The organism is Bacillus sp. FSL K6-0138 (assembly GCF_037982765.1).
GTDB classification, from domain to species: Bacteria; Bacillota; Bacilli; order Bacillales; family Bacillaceae; genus Bacillus; species Bacillus glycinifermentans.
Genome location: NZ_CP150286.1, coordinates 873,813 through 890,635, shown reverse-complemented (window position 1 = coordinate 890,635; position 16,823 = coordinate 873,813). Strand labels below are relative to the sequence as shown.

The window sequence follows — 16,823 nt, the reverse complement described above, 5'->3', positions numbered from 1 at the left end:
CCCTCTCTTTCCAATTAATCAATCGATACATTCCCGCTTGTGGACGAAATCTCAATGTTATTCTTGCCATTTCCTTTTGTTCCAATCAGCGTCCGTTTGTCGCCTTCTGTATGATCAAACGGATACGAATGTTTGATGTTACCGCTCGTCAGTGTTGCTTTCAGTCTGATGTCTGCGTCATCAGGAAGCTCAAGCTTGACATTTCCGGAGGTCTGATTGATGCGTAAAGGGGCATCAACCGCTGAGAAATCAGCCTCCAAACTGCCCGACGTCTGCTTGACGGCGAACTCTCCTTTGACACGATCAAGCGTTGTATTCCCGGATGTTGAGCGAACATCGGCTTTCTCCGTTTCAACGTTTTCGAGCTGAATGTTTCCCGATGTTCCTCTTACCGAAAGCTCCTTCGCTGCTAAATCGCCGATCCTCTGGCTGCCGCTTCCCGAGCTCAGGGATACCTTTTGCAATGATAAACCGTCACCGCTTATTTTTACGTTTCCGCTTCCGGATGTAATGGACAGATTATCCTGATATTCATTGGGAATTTTAACAATCAGTTCGTTTTTTTGGAAGAAAAAGAAGCGGAAACCCTCCTGCTGAACGGAAAGCTCAAGCGTATCTCCCCGCTCGGACGATTTCAGCCGCGCGTTTGCCCCCGACAGTTCAGCGTCAATGTCAGCGCGGTTTTCCGCTTTAACCGTCACCGTGACGCTGTTCGAACGGATGTCGATGCTTTTGATTTTCTTTGGCGAAGCGCTGGCTGAATCAAGCGTTTTCTCCGGGCTGAAGAAAAGGCCGCGGCCGCCGTTAAACGCCAAGGCGGCGAGAATCAGGATGCCGGCTATGATCATCAGTTTGCCAACCGTTTTTTTCATTCGTATAAATCCTTTCGGCAGTAAGTGTATGCTCCTTATTATAAGGAAAGTTGTCCTTGAAAGAAATCAAAAATTGTGAAAAGGGAAGACGGCAGGGGGCACCGCTCTTCCACCAAGCTAAAAGGGTGCTGTTAAAGCCCCGGGTTATTCATTTCCGGCTGCGGGCTGTTTTTCGAGGCCGGCCTTTTTTGCGCGCATTTTTTCAAACTCTTCTTCAACCTCTTTTGCATATTCAACGCGGCTGTACGGACTGCCTGAAGACGCAGACAGCTCAGCATAGCTGTTCACCCTTGCCTCCATTTCTTCTATGCGGTTTTCCATTCTCATAAATTCGCGGTACGCGCTTTCGCTGTCGATTTTATTGAAGGAAGCGTTCATATGCTCTTTTGCTTTCACCGCGTTTGCCCGCGCGATTAAAGCATGTTTGCGGTCCTTTACATCGCGGAGCTTGACCTCAAGCGTCTGCAGCTGTTCTTTCAATTCAGCGAGCTGCTTGTGCGCATGCTCGTATGCTTCTTTGTATTCCTTCGCTTTTTGTTCGAAATACTTCATTTCTGAAAGAGCTTTTTTGCTAAGTTCTTCTTCCCCTGCATCAAATGCAAGCTGCGCCTGATTTTTCCGCTTGGCTGCCAGTTTGTCGGCTTCTTCATATTTTCCTTTAAAGCTTTGTGCGATCGTTTGCTGTTTGACAATCGTATGTTTTGCCTTTGAAATGTCGTTTTCCATGTCGCGAACGTATTGATTGAGCATCACCCGCGGGTTTTCGATTTTATCCAATCCTTCATTGATCGATGCGACAAACATGTCTCTGATTCTTTTAAATGCCATTACATGATTCCTCCTTATCGTTATTGTTTCTTTTTTAAAAAGTCTTCCCATTCCGCATCAAAGCCGGTGTCGTATGAAGCTGCGGAAGGCTTGCTGCTTTCTGAATAAAATCCGCTCTCTTCTTTTTTGCCTCCCTGCTTCATCATGCTCCAGCCAAAATAAATCAGCGCAGCAGAGACTGCGACGCCTATCAAAAACGGCAGCGCCCCTCCGAGAAACATGAAGCCGATGATAAGCAAAATGATGCTGGCAAACCGGCTGTCGTCATTCCATTTTTTGATTCCGTAGAATAAAAGCACAGCTCCGATTGCCCCTGCAATTAATCCTCCGATTTGGCCGCCTCCGAAAAACAGCGAGATGCCAAACAGGATCAATAAAAAGCCGATGACTGATTTCCCTGTTACATTCATGTCTGCTCCTCCTTTCCGAGATCATATATTCACTATAGTCAAATTCCGGCTTCGACAAAACGAGTCACAGATTGATTTTATCGTCAGACCAGAGTCGTATTTCCTGTAAGACCGAACAAAGAGGAGCGAAAACTCCGCTCCTCTTTGGCAGGCTATGATTCTATTTTCGGATTCCAGCCATCTAATACGTTTTCAATCGTCCAGCTTTCCGCCTCCTCATCGGACAGCTGCTTCTCTCCTGATGAGGCACGGCTCCGGGACCTGTGTTCCGATATTCATAAAGCCTTGCATCAGCAGCCGAAAATCCGGACATATCTGTCCAGCCCTCCGGCTTAATATGAGCACCTAAAGAGCAGTTTTGATATAAAACGCTCGCAATGGCGTCAGGGTCTCCTCCGGGGTGCCACGGGCGGCCGAGATAAACCGTTCCGTCCGCCGCATCGCTTGTGAGCGTGCAGCCAGCGAACAAAAAGCCGAACGGTTTTGTGATGTGTGTGCTTGCAGCGGTGATATAGCCGTTATTGGAGGAAGATCCGCGGTCGGCGCTATGAATATGACAATGCTCGAAGACCGCTCTTGCTCCGCCGAAAATAAAATCGACATCGCCTTCAATATAGCATCGGTCAAAATACTGTGTCCCGTCATTTGCGAATAACGTATCCTGCCTCCCTAAAAATCTCGCATCCTTGAAAACGATTCGGTTGCCTTTGGCATAAACGGCCACCGCCTGCGTACCGTCCGTGTCGACTTTCGTTCGATCGAACGAGTTTTCAAATGTGATATTTTCGGCTTGGACGCAATCAGCATAGATAAAGACTGTGGCGCTTCCGCTCGTTCCGTACCTTCCGCCTCCCTCCTTCTCCTTTCCGGCGTAATTGTCATATGTGATTACGGTTTCGGTTTTGCTTTCGCCTATCAGAGTGACAAACGGCTTTGTCGCCGGAATGTGGACCACCTCTTTATAAATGCCTTTTTTAATAAAGATTTCTTTTCGGTCACGGCTGTACTCCGGTAAAGCATCAACCGCTTCCTGCACGGTTTTGAACGCCCCGTCGCCATCTTTGGAAACCGTCAGACGGACGGCGGCTGTTTCCCCGTTGTCCATTTTTTGCATTCCCCCTTTAATGTAAACGCTTACTTAAAGGTTTACGACAAAAAGCCGTTTTCCCCTGCCGAAAACGGCTGATCATCCTTGTTTCATACCATTCAGCAGTATTTTCCCAATCTATCTTCTGACGAAGAAATGGGCAGATTCCAATGCCGAATCAATTGAGGCGGGTCATTGAAGGTGATACACCGATTTCAATCAGCTGATTTTTCAGCCATTGACATGGAAAATTATGAGGAGCCCGTCATTTTAAAGGGTTCCCTGTATCACTTTCATTAGTTGAACTTTACAATTTAATACCTTGTTCTTTTGACTGGATAAAATAGACTTCTTCATACTTTGACTTATAATAAGCAACATCAAATTGATCAAGGTCAATTAAATCCTTAAAAGCATTTGGCAGTTTACAATTCCACTCTAATTCTTCAATCTGATGAGGAAAGTAGTCATCGTTTGGATTTGGTGTGTGGACATATACGGCGTCTGAAAAAGAGTCTTTTTCGTGAATACAAATCCATGTTTGATAAGGCATATCAAATGCTTCAAGTTGCTGTAGTAACCTATTGTATAAAGCTACATGAGCTTTAATATGCTCTCTTCTTATTTTCTTACTATTATTTCCAAATCAGAAAAAATCAAGGTGGATATGCCAAAAATCGAACCACGATTCATGATCGAGTTTTAAGTCATAACTATTAACTTCTTCCCACAGATTGCGGAAGTATCTTTTCTTTCCACGAAGTTTTTTCAATATATACCTCCTGACAAAGCTACCTAAAGAACCATTAAATACTGAATCTTGATAAAACGCAAACTATTAAAACTCTCAAATACATATAGTGACATGCTGAATGTTTACTCCCACCCTATTATAAATATTAACATTTACCTTTGGCAGAGCCATGAAAAAAAGAGAAAGCCGGTGATTCCGCTAAAAAGCTGGAACACCGGCTCTTTATTGCTTTCGTTTCCCGGACCCTTTGAAAACGGTCGCGCTTCTTTCATATTCGACATCTTTGATGTCCAGCCTGAAATTGACGACTCTTGCTGCGGCAAACAAATAATCCGATAATCTGTTTAAATAGCGGAGCGGCGTTTCGCGCATGTCAGCCGTTTTCATCAGCGTGACAGCCAGCCGCTCGGCCCGTCGTGCAACGGTTCTCGCGACATGCAAATATGCCGCCGCTTTTGAGCCGCCGGGAAGGATGAACTTTTCCAGCTCAGGCGCTTCATCGCAGTAGGCATCAATCCGTTCCTCTAAAAACGCAATCGCTTCTTCCTTTAGCTTCTTTTCCCCATTCGGCGAAACGTAAGCCAAATCGCCGCCGCAGTCAAACAGTTCATGCTGAATCTTTAAAAGCTCGCTTTTGATATCGCTGAAGCGTTCATCGCCTAGCTCAGCAAGCGCGAGGCCGATAAAGCTGTTCAGTTCATCAACAGTCCCGTAGCATTGCACACGGACATCGTCTTTATCAACGCGCCCGCCGATCACATGTGTTTTCCCTTTATCGCCCGTTTTCGTGTACAGCTTCATCGTTCATTCCCCTTTCTGATCGCTTCCCCCGTGCACTCATAGACGCTCCGGCTGATCAAAGCGCCGAGCGGAGACGCTTTTAATGCGCTGTCAAACTCAAGCCCGCTCCCGTCTGCCGCAATCAGGACAGCCTCTTCCTGCAAATCGTTTCCGAATGTTTCAGCGCCGTCTGCCCGTTCAGCCGAACACGCCTCAGCCTTTGCTTCAGACGCTGTCAACAAGGCCTGGATGAAGGCTTTCTCCGTCAGCCTGCCATTGACCATCACCCATACGCTGACGTCTTCCGGCCGGTTCGAAGACGCTTGAACAATTGCAAAAAGAGAGACGCCTCCTTCCGAAAACGTCCGGAATACCGTGTTTTCGGGCTTTGCCGAAGTCACTGCGGCACAGCAGGCATGAAGGCTGATCCCTTTTCCCGCGAGAAGCCGCTCCAATTCAGCATGCGATTGATCATGCTGCTCCTCTTTCGGCACATGGCGGCTGATAAACGTCCGTTTCCAGCCGATGCCGGCTCCGACAAGCGATGATGACACGGTGCGAAGCGGCTGATCCGTCTCCATAAAAAAGCCGTCAGAACTTAGTTCAAAAAGCTCGGCAAACGGAACCGCCCGCTTCGTTTTTCCGGCTCGCTCCGGCTCAATTGTAATTTGCGGATTCGGCCTGTGCGGGTGAACCAAATGGCTGACGGCTGTTTCATATACATCATTGACCGTTTGTTCCCGAATCACCCGTCCCGGAACATCCAACGCTTTTATTTCACCGTTTTTCATCATCAGCAGCCGATCACAGTAAAGGCCGGCCAAATTCAAATCGTGAAATATGCCGATGACTGTAAGCCCCTTCTCAACAGTCAGCGACTTGATCAGATCGAGAAGCTGTTTTTGATAGGAAAGATCAAGAAAATTAGTCGGTTCATCAAGCAGAAGAAGATCAGGCTCCTGGGCTAAAGCCTGGGCCAGGTAGACGCGCTGCTGCTCCCCCCCGCTCAGTTCATGAATCGATTGGCCGGCAAAGCGAAGCACGCCGGTCTCCTTCATCATTTGGTCCGCGATCTGTTCATCGCGTTCGTCAGATTGCCTGAATAAGCCTTTTTGATAAGGATATCGTCCGAATAAAACGGTTTCTTTGACTGTGAAAGAAAAAGCCTGATCCGTTTTTTGAGGGAGCGAAGCCATCATCCTTGCCAGCGCCTTCGGCGGGTAAGACTCGACCGGTTTCCCAGCCAAATGGACAGAACCCGCCGACGGCTTCAGCGTTCCGTTGATCAAATGCAAAAGCGTCGTTTTTCCGCTGCCGTTCGGGCCGAGTATCCCGAAAAATTCTCCTTTCGCTACCGTGAAATCGACACGTTTTACGACGGCTTTGCGGCCGTATCCTCCTGAAAGATTACGAACATCCAGCATGTTACATACCTCCGCGCTGCCGGCGAATCAAAATGACTCCGAACACCGGCGCTCCTATTAAGGCTGTGATAATTCCGATCGGCAGTTCAGACGGCTCGATAATCGTGCGCGCGGTCAAATCGGCAAGCACCAGAAAGCCGGCGCCGTTTAAAATGGAGAGCGGCAGCAAATGCCTGTGATCAGTTCCCCACAGCTGCCGGATCATGTGCGGGACAACGAGTCCGACAAAACCGATCGTGCCTGAGACGGCAACAGCCGCTCCCGTCAAAATTGAACCTGACACGAGGACCGCGATTTTTCGTTTCTCAACATTGACGCCGAGCAGCCTTGCTTTTTCCTCCCCGTATGTCATCACGTTTAATTCCCTTGCATTCAGCAACAGCCCTGCTGTTCCGCATATCATAAAGGGAAGAAACAGCCCAATATAGCTCCAGCCCCTCATCGACACGCTCCCGAGCAGCCACCCAACAATCGGCTTTAGATCATCCCCCGTCAGCGCGATCATTAAAGAAATAAGCGCACCCAAAAACGAGCTGAAAATAACCCCCGTCAAAATGAGCGCAGACAGCGGCAGTGAGGGATGGACAAGCCTGGCAAAAAACAGGACCATAAACATCACGGCGACGGCTGCCGCTATGCTGAGGAGCGGCAGCGTAAAGCCGCCGATTGCGGGGAGCTGGATGCCGAAAAACAGGGTGACAACGGCTCCGACCGCCGCTCCTGAAGAGACGCCAAGCGTGTAAGGATCGGCAAGCGGATTTTTCAACAGCCCCTGAAACGCCGCTCCAGCCGCAGCCAGCGCCGCGCCGACGAGCGCGGCCAAAATCACTCTCGGCAGCCTGATATTCATGATAATGTTCGCCTGCATCGGGTCGGTCTTGATTCCGGGAAAGCCGAATTGCAAAAAAACCTTGATAATAGAAGGAATGGGAATCTCCAAAGATCCGACAGAGATTCCCATAAGAATAGAGACCGTTAAAAATGCCAGGCTTATGATATATGCAGCCGGACGGCTATTTCTTAAATACGTCAGGGTAAATCTTTTCCGCAAGCTCCTCGACCCCTTTGATCAACCGAGGCCCCGGACGGGTCACAAGATCGGGGTCCACGTCGTATACTTTATGATTTTTGACGGCTTTTATGCCGCTCCAGCCGCTCCGTTTTTTGATATCTTTGACAGACGATGCGCCGTTTGTCGTCACGATCGCATCGGGATTCAGCTTGATGACCGACTCCTCTGTCATCTTGATCCATCCTTCCTGCGCGGAAGCAGCGTTTTTCGCACGGATGGCTTCAAGCATTTCATTCATGAAGGTGCCCTTTCCGGCCGTATAGAGGTCGGGAGCGGGAGACACCTCAACAAACACCGTTTTCTCTTCTTTTTCAGGTATGCTTTCAGCTTTTTCTTTTATTGCCGCAAGATCAGATTTCATGCTCTTCACAAGCTCTTCAGCCTTCCGGTTCGCACCCGTTGCCTTTCCGATCATTTCGATCGATTGATAAGTTTCTTTAAAAGATGCCGCATCATTGACCGTAACGACCGTAATCCCGGCATCCCGCAGCTGCTTTAATCCTTCCTCAGCGCTCTGCATGGCTGAAGCGTGGGCCAGCACCAAATCAGGTTTTAAAGCGATGACTTTTTCAACACTAAAATTCATATCTCCGACTTGCTTAACCTTTTTTACTTCTTCCGGATATGTATCATTTTTCGTCACGCCGACCACTTTTTTGCCCTGGCCGAGAGCGTATGTAATTTCAGTATTGCTCGGCATCAGGGAGACGATCCTCTTCGGCTCCTTTTCGATTTTGATTTCCTGTCCTGAAGCATCCTTCATTGTGACCGGAAATGCTTCAGCCGTTTTTTCCTGTTTATTCTGCGATTCTTCCGGGGCTTTCGCTGATCCGCAGCCGGCGAGGACGCCGACGGCCAAAAGCAGCGAAAGCAGCAAACCCGCTAGTTTCTTCATGCTGTTTCCTCCTCGGGATAAAATAAAAATACCTCTGCTCGTATAAAGTGTGCCCCACAAAATACGCGTGTCGTCGTCAGGGCCGGCGCCCCCGCAATTCCCGCAAATTCAGCGGCTGAGCCTGGGCCGTCACCTTTCTGACTCATTCGTATCCTATTTTCGGAATTATTATACTATAGTCGGTTCAGGCTTGTATATGAGATTCTCAGAAACGGGATTTTCAAGGGAAAAACGCTGTTTTCATCAAAGCATTAAAAACAATATTGCAGGCGCAGCCTGGACCGTCGCCGGGACGCTTGGGCATGACGGACCCCGACCCGGCCTAAGCGTTAAGGGTTGCTCCGCCCCTGTCAGTGAGCTTCTCCATCTTCCGCAGGTCCGGGGCTTTGTGGAAATGAAGCCGGGAACCTGATGATGCTCTGCCGTTTATCCCCCGCTCGTCCACCCCCAGGCCTGAAATGTCCGCTCCGCTTTTGATCGCTGATATGGAAAATTATAGACTTATTTATGCAGGCAAACATGGGAAAAATCATGAAACAGCTGAGCTTGACGACCATTTCACAGCCTGATTGCAGACGCGTTACAGCAGCAAGAAATACGTGTTTCTCAACCGACATTCATAAATGGCTGAAAGAAAGAGAAAAATAGGCATGTCAAGCAGGGTTTTCGACCGATCACGCATGACTGCGCTATACTTGAACATGGATGTTTTTTCATCTTAGATTTTTAAAACAAGGATTGATTTTATATGGATTTAAAGCTGCAAAACAAACTCGTTCTCGTAACAGGATCCACTGCAGGCATCGGAAAAGCTGCAGCTGAAGCCTTTTTGGCGGAGGGCGCCCGGGTGATCGTAAACGGACGCACGGAGGAAAAGGTTCAGGCAGTCGCTGACGAGCTGTCCAAACGAGGAACGGTCTACGGAATCGCCGCGGATTTGTCAAATCCTGAACAAAGCAGGGCACTGATTGAAAAAACAGAGCAGATCGGTGAGCTTGATATCCTCGTCAACAATATGGGATTCTTTGAAGTGAAAGATTTTGCGGACGTCACGGATGAGGAATGGCTCGAGTACTTTGAGGTGAACGTGTTAAGCGCCATCCGCCTCTGCCGCGCCTTCCTGCCGAAAATGCTGAAGAAAAACGCCGGAAGGATTTTGAATCTGGCGAGCGAAGCCGGCATCAAACCTCTTCCGCAAATGATTCCTTATTCCATGACAAAAACGTCGTTGATCAGTTTATCAAGAGGACTGGCGGAAATGACGAAAGGAACGAATGTAACCGTAAATTCGGTTCTTCCGGGACCAACATGGACCGAAGGCGTCGCCAATTATATGAAGGGGGCTGCCGCAGCGGAAAATACCGATTTAGACACATTTGTCAAAGACTACTTTAAAGTGAATGAGCCGACTTCTTTAATTCAGCGTTACGCAAAGCCGGAGGAAGTCGCCAGCACGATCGTTTATCTCGCTTCAGAAAAAGCGGCGGCGATCAACGGCTCGGCACAACGGGTGGAAGGCGGCATTATCCGCTCCATTTAACAGAAATCCTCTGCCGATAAGCAGAGGATTTTTTGCTGAATTGCCAACGCCGGAGCGGTTTGCTCACAGGTTGCCTGTCAGCCTTTCCTGATGATCCGGCTCAATGCCGTCAAGGCGTTTCAGAAATGATGCGCGCCAATTTTCCGACAGCTCTTCGACCTCAAGAAGCTTTTTGATGCCGTCGATATTATCCTTCTCATGATGCTTCATGCGATTTGCGTAAGAAATCGTCACGGCTTTCGGGTGGCGCGATATTCGTTTCAAACCGTCCGTCTTGCATACATGCCCTTCTTTCAGTACGCGAAAATAAAAGCCCGTAAAGCCTGTATCTTGAACCTTCAGCAACATGTCGGGCACGCCGTACCTTACGGTTAATTTATAGCAGGGCTGCCGCGGCTGGCTGACCTGGACGATCGCTTCGCCGAGCTGAAAAACATCGCCGATATGAACATCGGTCTCCACCAGCCCCCTGATTGTTATATTTTCTCCAAGCGCACCAAATTCCAATTTTCTTTGCAGTTCGTTTTCCCAAAACGGATAATGTTCATACGGATAGACGCATACCGCTTTTTCCCTGCCTCCATGATGAACAAGGTCGGCCTGCCCGTCTCCGTCGAAATTCGTCCATGACAGAAAGACAGATTCTTCTACAGGGGTCTTAAATATTCCGGTAGATACCTCCCTGTGTTTAAACCGAACCTGCTTTGGCTTCCCAACATTGATCGAAAGGATGTCGGCACGTTCCATTAGAAATCACCTCTTGTATTCAACGTTTTCCTCTTGATATGTAAGTATAATCGCAGCCTTCTCATTAAACAATTCAATCATTATTATAAAAATGATAGGATTATCCTATGATCAATACCGAAAAGACGATTTTTTTAGGGAGGAAAGATGATTGGAGCTAAAACAACTGGAATATTTCATGACCTTATGTCAGGAGCTTCATTTTACCCGCGCGGCCGAAAAGCTGGGCATCGCCCAGCCCTCGCTGAGCCAGCAAATCCGTTTGCTTGAGCACGAAATCGGAACGCCTTTGTTTGACCGCGTCGGCAAACGGACCGCCATGACAGAAGCGGGAAACATACTGCTGGAACATTGCTATCATATCTTTCATGAGCTGTCACAGGCGCGCGCAGCTATCAGCGAGCTGCAAGGTTTAAAAAGGGGGTCGTTAAAGATCGGTGCGCTTTTGACAGTTGTAAATTACTTGCTTCCTGACACTGTCATCGAATTTCACCGCAGCTATCCCAATATCGAACTATCGGTATTGGGCCTCAGAACCGGAGACATTTACGACCGGCTGCTGGAAAATAAGCTCGATTTGGGCATTGTCGCCCAGCCGCTGGAACACGATGATCTGGAAACGGTTCCTTTCTTAACGCAGCATCTCGCCCTCGCAGCGCCGATTGATCATCCCATTGCAGAACAGCCATTTGTGACACTTGACGTTTTAAAAGAAGTCCCGTCCATTTTATTGCCTGACACGTATGTTTTGCGGCAGCTGATCAACGACAAGTGCCGCACTCTGGGATTTGAGCCGCGGCCGGTCATGGAAATGACGACGATGGAATCGATCACAAACATGGTCGCTAAAGGGATCGGCGCCACCATTCTGCCAAAGGGCTACCTTGATTGCATCGGCGATCAGTCCATTCAGACGATCCCGATTCAAAGGCCTGATCTGACGACAGAGATTGCCGTCGTTTACCGTAAAAACAAGCATTTGTGCGCCGCAAGCCGGGTGTTTATGGAACGGTTAATCTCCTCGGTAAAAAGCGAAAACTAAAATCCTCTGCCGGCGGCAGAGGATTTAGTTTATTTTTCAGGTGAATCATAGCGCTTGCCGTTAATATACAGATTAGAAAAAACAGGATCCTTCACATTTTTGAGCTCCATCGGCACGGAAACGCCATTAATCTCCGAATCGGTTACCTTCAGTCCCGTTACAGGCGAGTGATCATATGCCAACACCCTGATCCCGTATTGCCCGCCCGTGCTTTTCAGACGATCGACTTCAATGTTGCGGACGACGGGTTTGAATTCTCCCGCACCCCCTTCTTCGTATTCCATATCAATGGCGATGACTTCCCGTTTCAGGCTTTTTACGACATTGTCGTAAAAATAAATATTCTCCAGCACACCGCCCCGGACGGAATTGGTTTTAATGCGGAGGGCTCTATCGAGGTTCGGGCTGTCCATCCGGTTGCCTTCTGCAAATACGTTGTTTACGCCTCCGGAAATTTCGCTGCCGATCGTGACGCCGCCGTGCCCGTCTTTCATGTCATTGTTTTCGATGACGATGTTTTCTGAAGGTACGTTGATCCTCCGTCCGTCGGCGTTTCTTCCCGATTTGACGGCAATGCAGTCATCGCCATTGTCAAACTGACAATTTTTAATGATCACGTTTTTGCACGATTCGGGATCGACTCCGTCCGTATTCGGGCCGTGTCCGATCACCTTGACTCCGTCTATCGTCACGGATTCGCACAGCACGGGATGAATTTGCCACATCGGCGAATTGAGCACGGTTACGCCTTGAATCAGGACGTTTTTGCAGCGGTACGGCTGGATGAAATTCGGGCGCAAATAATGGCCTTTTCCGAAGCGTCGCTCTTCAACCGGGACATTTCGCTCCGCCATCTCAAAGAGCGCGTCACGGTCGTTTTCCTGTGACGGCTGGCCGTTTGTCCCCCGCTTCCACGGCCACCAGTGCGCATCATCAGCCCGGCCGTCCAGCGTCCCGTCTCCGGTGATCGCAATATTCTCGGCTTCGTAAGCATAGATCAGCGGTGAATAATTGTAGAGCTCAACACCTTCAAATCTCGTCAAGACAGCCGGCAGATAATCGTCGGGATTCCTGCTGAATGCGATGACCGCACCCTTTTTTAGATGCAATTCCACATTGCTTTTGAGCTTAAGAGCTCCGGTCAGAAAGACGCCTTTCGGAACCGTCACCCTTCCGCCTCCGCTTCGGTGCGCTTCATCAATCGCCCGCTGAAAAGCGGACGTTGAATCCGCCTCTCCGTTTCCGTCGGCCCCGAATGCTGTGACGTCAAACGAGCGTTCCGGGAAAACGGGAAGTGTAATACGATTTACAATGTCCTTTTTCTTTTCCTTCAGAGTCAACATGAATATCCCCCTTACAGCGTGACGCCTGTTTTAAAGATCGCAAGTTCTCTGAAACCGTTCTTTTCATTGTTGAGCTGTTTTCCGCTTGCCGCTTCGAGCAAATAAGCGATCAGCTCCCTCAGCATCTCTTCTTCAGAAAGGTCTTCGAGCACCCGGCCCGCATTAAAATCGATCCAGTGAGGCTTTGTTTCATATATATTCGTGTTCGTCGAGATTTTCATCGTCGGTACGAAGGTGCCAAAAGGCGTGCCCCGGCCTGTCGTAAACAGGACGATTTGGCATCCTGAAGCGGCAAGCGCCGATGAAGCGACAAGGTCGTTGCCTGGCGCGCTCAGCAAATTCAGCCCTTTTTTCCTCAAGATTTCCCCATATTCAAGCACATCTGTTACCTTTGATGTTCCGGCTTTTTGCGTACAGCCGAGCGATTTATCCTCCAATGTGGTAATGCCGCCCGCTTTATTTCCGGGAGACGGGTTTTCATACACCGGCTGCCGGTGATCAATGAAATATTGCTTGAAGTCGTTGATCAAGCGGACGATCTTATGAAAGACCTCTTCGTTTTCGGCCCGTTCCATCAAAAGCGTTTCCGCCCCGAACATTTCCGGAACCTCGGTCAAGACCGCCGTCCCGCCTTGGGCGATCAGAAAATCGGACAGACGCCCGAGCAGCGGATTCGCGGTAATGCCCGAAAAACCATCAGAACCGCCGCATTTCAGCCCGATTTTTAGTTCTGAAAGCGGAACATCCTCGCGGCGGTCGGATTTAGCATGTTCATATATGTCTTTCAAAAGCTTCACACCTTCAGCGACTTCGTCTGCAACCTCCTGGGAAAGAAGAAATTTTACGCGGCCTTCATCATAGTCCCCGAGCGCTTCGCGAAATTCGTGAATGCCGTTGTTTTCACAGCCGAGGCCGAGCACAAGCACACCGCCCGCATTCGGATGCTTCACGGCATTGGAGAGGATCGTCCTCGTATTGATATGGTCATCGCCGAGCTGTGAACAGCCGTATTGATGCTTCAGCACGTGCACGCTTTCAAATGGCGCCATATCCCCGATATCAGCCGTAAACTCTTTGATGATCAGCTCAGCGACTCCGTTTACGCAGCCGACCGTCGGCACGATCCAAAGCTCGTTTCTGATGCCCGTGCTGCCGTCTTTTCGTTTAAAGCCTTTAAAGGTGAGCGGCTCTTTTCTGTACGGATTTTCCGTAAACCTCGGCTGATAGCTGTACTCTTCGACACCGCCCAGATTTGTTTTCGTATTGTTTGTATGCACCCATTCGCCTTTTTCGATCGGTTCTGCGGCGTGTCCGATCGGAAAACCGTATTTGATGACGTTTTCATTTTCGGCAATGTCTGTCAAAGCAAATTTGTGCCCTTTCATAATCGGGCTTTTAATTTGGATCGTCTGATCGCCCGCAGTGATCGTTTCACCTGCCTGTAAATCCCTTAATGCGATTCCGACGTTATCTGACGGATTGATGATCAGGAAGTCTTTCATGATAGATCCCCCAGTTTCAGCCTTTGGCTGTTCATCAGTTTTTTGAGCGATTCGGTCATGCCGGTCTGCTCGATGTCTTCTATATGCTGCGCCACCATTGCAGCTAAGTCCGGCCATTCGTTCAAGTTTTGCCCCCACAGCTTTTCAGATCCAAGGACGCGGCGCGCGATTTCTGCGGCGTCTGTTTCATCCGTCCAGATCATCTTCAGAAAAGACAGCGTCTCCGGATCATCTGCCAATGGGATATCCGAATGACCTCGTTTGCCTTTGTAAAAGCAAATCAGCGCGCCTAAAGCAAAGACGGTTCTTTGGGGAAGCTTGCCGTTTTTATTGAGATGTTCCATGATGACCGGCAAGTTTCTGACTTTGAATTTGGCGAACGAATTCAAGGAAATATCGAGCAATTGATGGCGGATAAACGGATTTCTGAACCTGTCAAGAATCTCATCCGCATAGGCCGTTAATTGCTGCTCCGGCAGATCAATCGTCGGGATAACCTCATATGTGAGCAGATCTTTGACAAATGAACCGACAAGATCATCCTCGGCCGCTTCGCGAACCGTATCAAGCCCGGCCAAATAAGCGACCGGCGTCATCGCGGTATGTGCGCCGTTTAAAATTCTCACTTTTCTCACCCTGTAAGGCGCCACATCATCGACAAACACCGCGTTCAGCCCGGCCTCATGGAGCGGAAGCTCTTTTTTTAGCCAATCGGGGCCGTCGATGACAAACAAGTGATACGGCTCTGCGGTGACAATCAGGGAATCGCGGTAGCCGGCGGCTTCCTCAAGCTCAGCGACTTTGTCTTTCGGAAAACCCGGAACAATCCTGTCTACAAGCGTATTGCAAAATGCATTCGCGCGTTCAATCCACTCGCTGAATCCTTTTTCAAGCCCCCACAAATCAGCATACCGCAGCACGATCTCCTTCAGCTTGTCGCCGTTGTCGTCAAGAAGTTCACACGGAATCATCACAAGGCCCTTCTGTTCGCTTCCGTTGAAGGTGAGATATCGTCTGTATAAAAAGGCAGTCAGCTTTCCGGGGAAACTTTTCTGCGGACGGTCTGACAGCCGGTCTTCCTCCATAAATGAGATGCCTGCTTCGGTCGTATTGGAAAAGACGAACCGCAAATCCGGCTGATCGGCGACCGCCATAAATTCATCGTAATGCTCATAGCTGCTGATGCCCCTGCTGAGCGCAGTAATGACAGTCGATTCACGGATTTCCCGCCCCTCTTGGAAGCCTTCAAGATAAAGCGTATAAAGCCCATCCTGTTCATTCAGGGTCTCAATCGAGCCTCGCCGCGGAGGAACGACGACAGCACTGCCTTTAAAATCAGTCTCTTCATTTAATTTATGAATCTGCCAGTCGATGAACCCTCTCATAAAATTTCCTTCCCCGATCTGTAAAATCCGTTCGGGGTATGCCGGCTTTGACCTTATGTATTTGGACAGCCGCTCCACTTTCATCCCCTCCTCTTCTATTTGCACACGTTCACATTTTGTCCGTGCATCAGGAATGATGCTACAATCTCCTGACGGAATTCCGGATGACCAGTTCGGTGCTGATCAGCGTCTGGCCGCCTTTTGTCTCCGGATTTTCGATGACGGACAGCAAACTTTCCGCCCCAAGCACACTGATTTTTTCAGTCGGTTTTTTAACAGTTGTTAAAGACGGCGTCGTATATGCGGAAAAGCCGATATCATCAAATCCGATGATCGATATGTCGTCAGGACAGCGTTTTCCGTTTGCATAAAGCGCATTCATCGCTCCGATCGCCATATCGTCATTCGCACAAAACAGGGCAGTCGGCGGATTCTTCAATTTCAGCAGCTTTTCCACCGCACTGTAGCCGCTTTTCATCGTATAATCTCCGCTTGCAAGGTATTCGCTTTGAACCGGGACGCCGTGCGCACGAAGCGCGTCTAGGAAGCCGTCAAGCCTTTCCTGGGACGATTTGAACCCCTGTTTTCCCTGCACCATCGCGATCCGCTTATGGCCGTTTTCGATAAAATGAGAAGCCGCCAAATATGCCCCCTCTTTCTCATTGGCCAAAATATTGATGACAGACGGCCTTTCAATCTTTCTGTTCAACACGACAATCGGGATATTCTGCCCTGTCACATGATCGATAAACGCCTGGTCGCGCTCGCTTTGGCTGATCAGGATGATGCCGTCATAGCGGTTGCGGTGGACGAATGACAAGTCATGGTAATCGTCGATTCCCCTGACGAACATATTATAGCTTTCGTCAATTACATTGTTGACGCCGCGCAAAACATCGGCAAAAAAACTCGACGATGTACCGTCCGTCAGGCTTGTCAAAAACAGGCCGACCGTAAACGATTTTTGCGTCACAAGGCTTTTCGCGTTAAAATTCGGTTTATAATTCATTTCGGCTGCGATATCGAGTATTTTCTTTTTCGTTTTTTCTTTGATCAGCGGACTGCCGTTCAGCGCTCTGGATACTGTGGTGTGCGATACATTCGCCAGCCTGGCAATATCTTTAATCGTTACTGACATTCAT

Annotated in this window: 18 protein-coding genes; 3 read left to right on the top strand and 15 right to left on the bottom strand. The window is 49.0% G+C overall.

Annotated features, from left to right (window positions below; genetic code table 11):
- Positions 1 to 14 precede the first annotated feature (14 nt).
- The 10 genes from MHB78_RS04855 to MHB78_RS04810 form a co-directional block, all read right to left on the bottom strand.
- Complete coding sequence (locus tag MHB78_RS04855) at positions 15 to 872, bottom strand: DUF4097 domain-containing protein (protein WP_046129249.1); 858 nt, start codon at positions 870 to 872, stop codon at positions 15 to 17.
- 144 nt (positions 873 to 1,016) lie between these two features.
- Positions 1,017 to 1,700 carry a PspA/IM30 family protein gene (locus MHB78_RS04850; protein WP_046129248.1) on the bottom strand — a complete coding sequence of 228 codons (684 nt, stop codon included), beginning with the start codon at positions 1,698 to 1,700 and terminating at the stop codon, positions 1,017 to 1,019.
- A 20-nt stretch (positions 1,701 to 1,720) separates the two neighbouring features.
- The gene (locus tag MHB78_RS04845) at positions 1,721 to 2,110 is read right to left on the bottom strand and encodes a protein liaI (protein WP_046129247.1); all 390 of its coding nucleotides are present in this window, start codon (positions 2,108 to 2,110) and stop codon (positions 1,721 to 1,723) included.
- A gap of 181 nt (positions 2,111 to 2,291) precedes the next feature.
- The gene (locus MHB78_RS04840) at positions 2,292 to 3,215 is read right to left on the bottom strand and encodes a pectinesterase family protein (protein WP_231947392.1); all 924 of its coding nucleotides are present in this window, start codon (positions 3,213 to 3,215) and stop codon (positions 2,292 to 2,294) included.
- A gap of 289 nt (positions 3,216 to 3,504) precedes the next feature.
- Complete coding sequence (locus MHB78_RS04835) at positions 3,505 to 3,750, bottom strand: hypothetical protein (RefSeq protein ID WP_231947393.1); 246 nt, start codon at positions 3,748 to 3,750, stop codon at positions 3,505 to 3,507.
- Positions 3,751 to 3,843: 93 nt separating this feature from the next.
- On the bottom strand, positions 3,844 to 3,969 hold the full coding sequence (locus MHB78_RS04830) for a hypothetical protein (protein WP_269081996.1): 126 nt from the start codon (positions 3,967 to 3,969) through the stop codon (positions 3,844 to 3,846).
- Positions 3,970 to 4,173: 204 nt separating this feature from the next.
- Positions 4,174 to 4,752, bottom strand: coding sequence for a cob(I)yrinic acid a,c-diamide adenosyltransferase (locus MHB78_RS04825; protein WP_046129246.1), 579 nt, complete (start codon positions 4,750 to 4,752; stop codon positions 4,174 to 4,176).
- The gene (locus tag MHB78_RS04820) at positions 4,749 to 6,155 is read right to left on the bottom strand and encodes an ATP-binding cassette domain-containing protein (RefSeq protein WP_046129245.1); all 1,407 of its coding nucleotides are present in this window, start codon (positions 6,153 to 6,155) and stop codon (positions 4,749 to 4,751) included. Before MHB78_RS04820 ends, MHB78_RS04825 begins: the two co-directional genes overlap by 4 nt.
- A 1-nt stretch (position 6,156) precedes the next feature.
- Positions 6,157 to 7,206: an iron ABC transporter permease gene (locus MHB78_RS04815; RefSeq protein ID WP_046129244.1), complete on the bottom strand. Its 1,050-nt coding sequence runs from the start codon at positions 7,204 to 7,206 to the stop codon at positions 6,157 to 6,159.
- Positions 7,169 to 8,122, bottom strand: a complete 954-nt coding sequence (locus MHB78_RS04810; RefSeq protein WP_046129243.1) for an ABC transporter substrate-binding protein — start codon at positions 8,120 to 8,122, stop codon at positions 7,169 to 7,171. Before MHB78_RS04810 ends, MHB78_RS04815 begins: the two co-directional genes overlap by 38 nt.
- Positions 8,123 to 8,641: 519 nt before the next feature.
- Between MHB78_RS04810 and MHB78_RS04805 the strand changes: the two genes are divergently transcribed.
- Both MHB78_RS04805 and MHB78_RS04800 read left to right on the top strand, forming a co-directional pair.
- Positions 8,642 to 8,770 (top strand): hypothetical protein, encoded by a 129-nt coding sequence (locus tag MHB78_RS04805; protein ID WP_269081995.1) that lies wholly within the window; start codon positions 8,642 to 8,644, stop codon positions 8,768 to 8,770.
- Between the two features lie 100 nt (positions 8,771 to 8,870).
- Complete coding sequence (locus MHB78_RS04800) at positions 8,871 to 9,662, top strand: SDR family oxidoreductase (protein WP_046129241.1); 792 nt, start codon at positions 8,871 to 8,873, stop codon at positions 9,660 to 9,662.
- Between the two features lie 63 nt (positions 9,663 to 9,725).
- Here MHB78_RS04800 and MHB78_RS04795 read toward each other — a convergent pair whose 3' ends face one another.
- Complete coding sequence (locus MHB78_RS04795) at positions 9,726 to 10,409, bottom strand: MOSC domain-containing protein (RefSeq protein ID WP_046129240.1); 684 nt, start codon at positions 10,407 to 10,409, stop codon at positions 9,726 to 9,728.
- A gap of 151 nt (positions 10,410 to 10,560) precedes the next feature.
- Between MHB78_RS04795 and MHB78_RS04790 the strand changes: the two genes are divergently transcribed.
- Positions 10,561 to 11,451 carry a LysR substrate-binding domain-containing protein gene (locus MHB78_RS04790; RefSeq protein ID WP_046129239.1) on the top strand — a complete coding sequence of 297 codons (891 nt, stop codon included), beginning with the start codon at positions 10,561 to 10,563 and terminating at the stop codon, positions 11,449 to 11,451.
- 29 nt (positions 11,452 to 11,480) lie between these two features.
- On the opposite strand, the gene MHB78_RS04785 is transcribed toward MHB78_RS04790, so the two are convergent.
- From MHB78_RS04785 to MHB78_RS04770, 4 genes are all read right to left on the bottom strand, one after another.
- Positions 11,481 to 12,791, bottom strand: a complete 1,311-nt coding sequence (locus tag MHB78_RS04785) for a glycoside hydrolase family 28 protein (RefSeq protein ID WP_046129269.1) — start codon at positions 12,789 to 12,791, stop codon at positions 11,481 to 11,483.
- Positions 12,792 to 12,805: 14 nt separating this feature from the next.
- Positions 12,806 to 14,296: an altronate dehydratase family protein gene (locus MHB78_RS04780; protein WP_046129238.1), complete on the bottom strand. Its 1,491-nt coding sequence runs from the start codon at positions 14,294 to 14,296 to the stop codon at positions 12,806 to 12,808.
- On the bottom strand, positions 14,293 to 15,759 hold the full coding sequence (locus tag MHB78_RS04775) for a tagaturonate reductase (RefSeq protein WP_046129237.1): 1,467 nt from the start codon (positions 15,757 to 15,759) through the stop codon (positions 14,293 to 14,295). The genes MHB78_RS04780 and MHB78_RS04775 overlap by 4 nt, the downstream gene beginning before the upstream one ends.
- Before the next feature lie 61 nt (positions 15,760 to 15,820).
- Positions 15,821 to 16,819, bottom strand: a complete 999-nt coding sequence (locus tag MHB78_RS04770) for a LacI family DNA-binding transcriptional regulator (protein WP_046129236.1) — start codon at positions 16,817 to 16,819, stop codon at positions 15,821 to 15,823.
- Between the last annotated feature and the right edge of the window lie 4 nt (positions 16,820 to 16,823).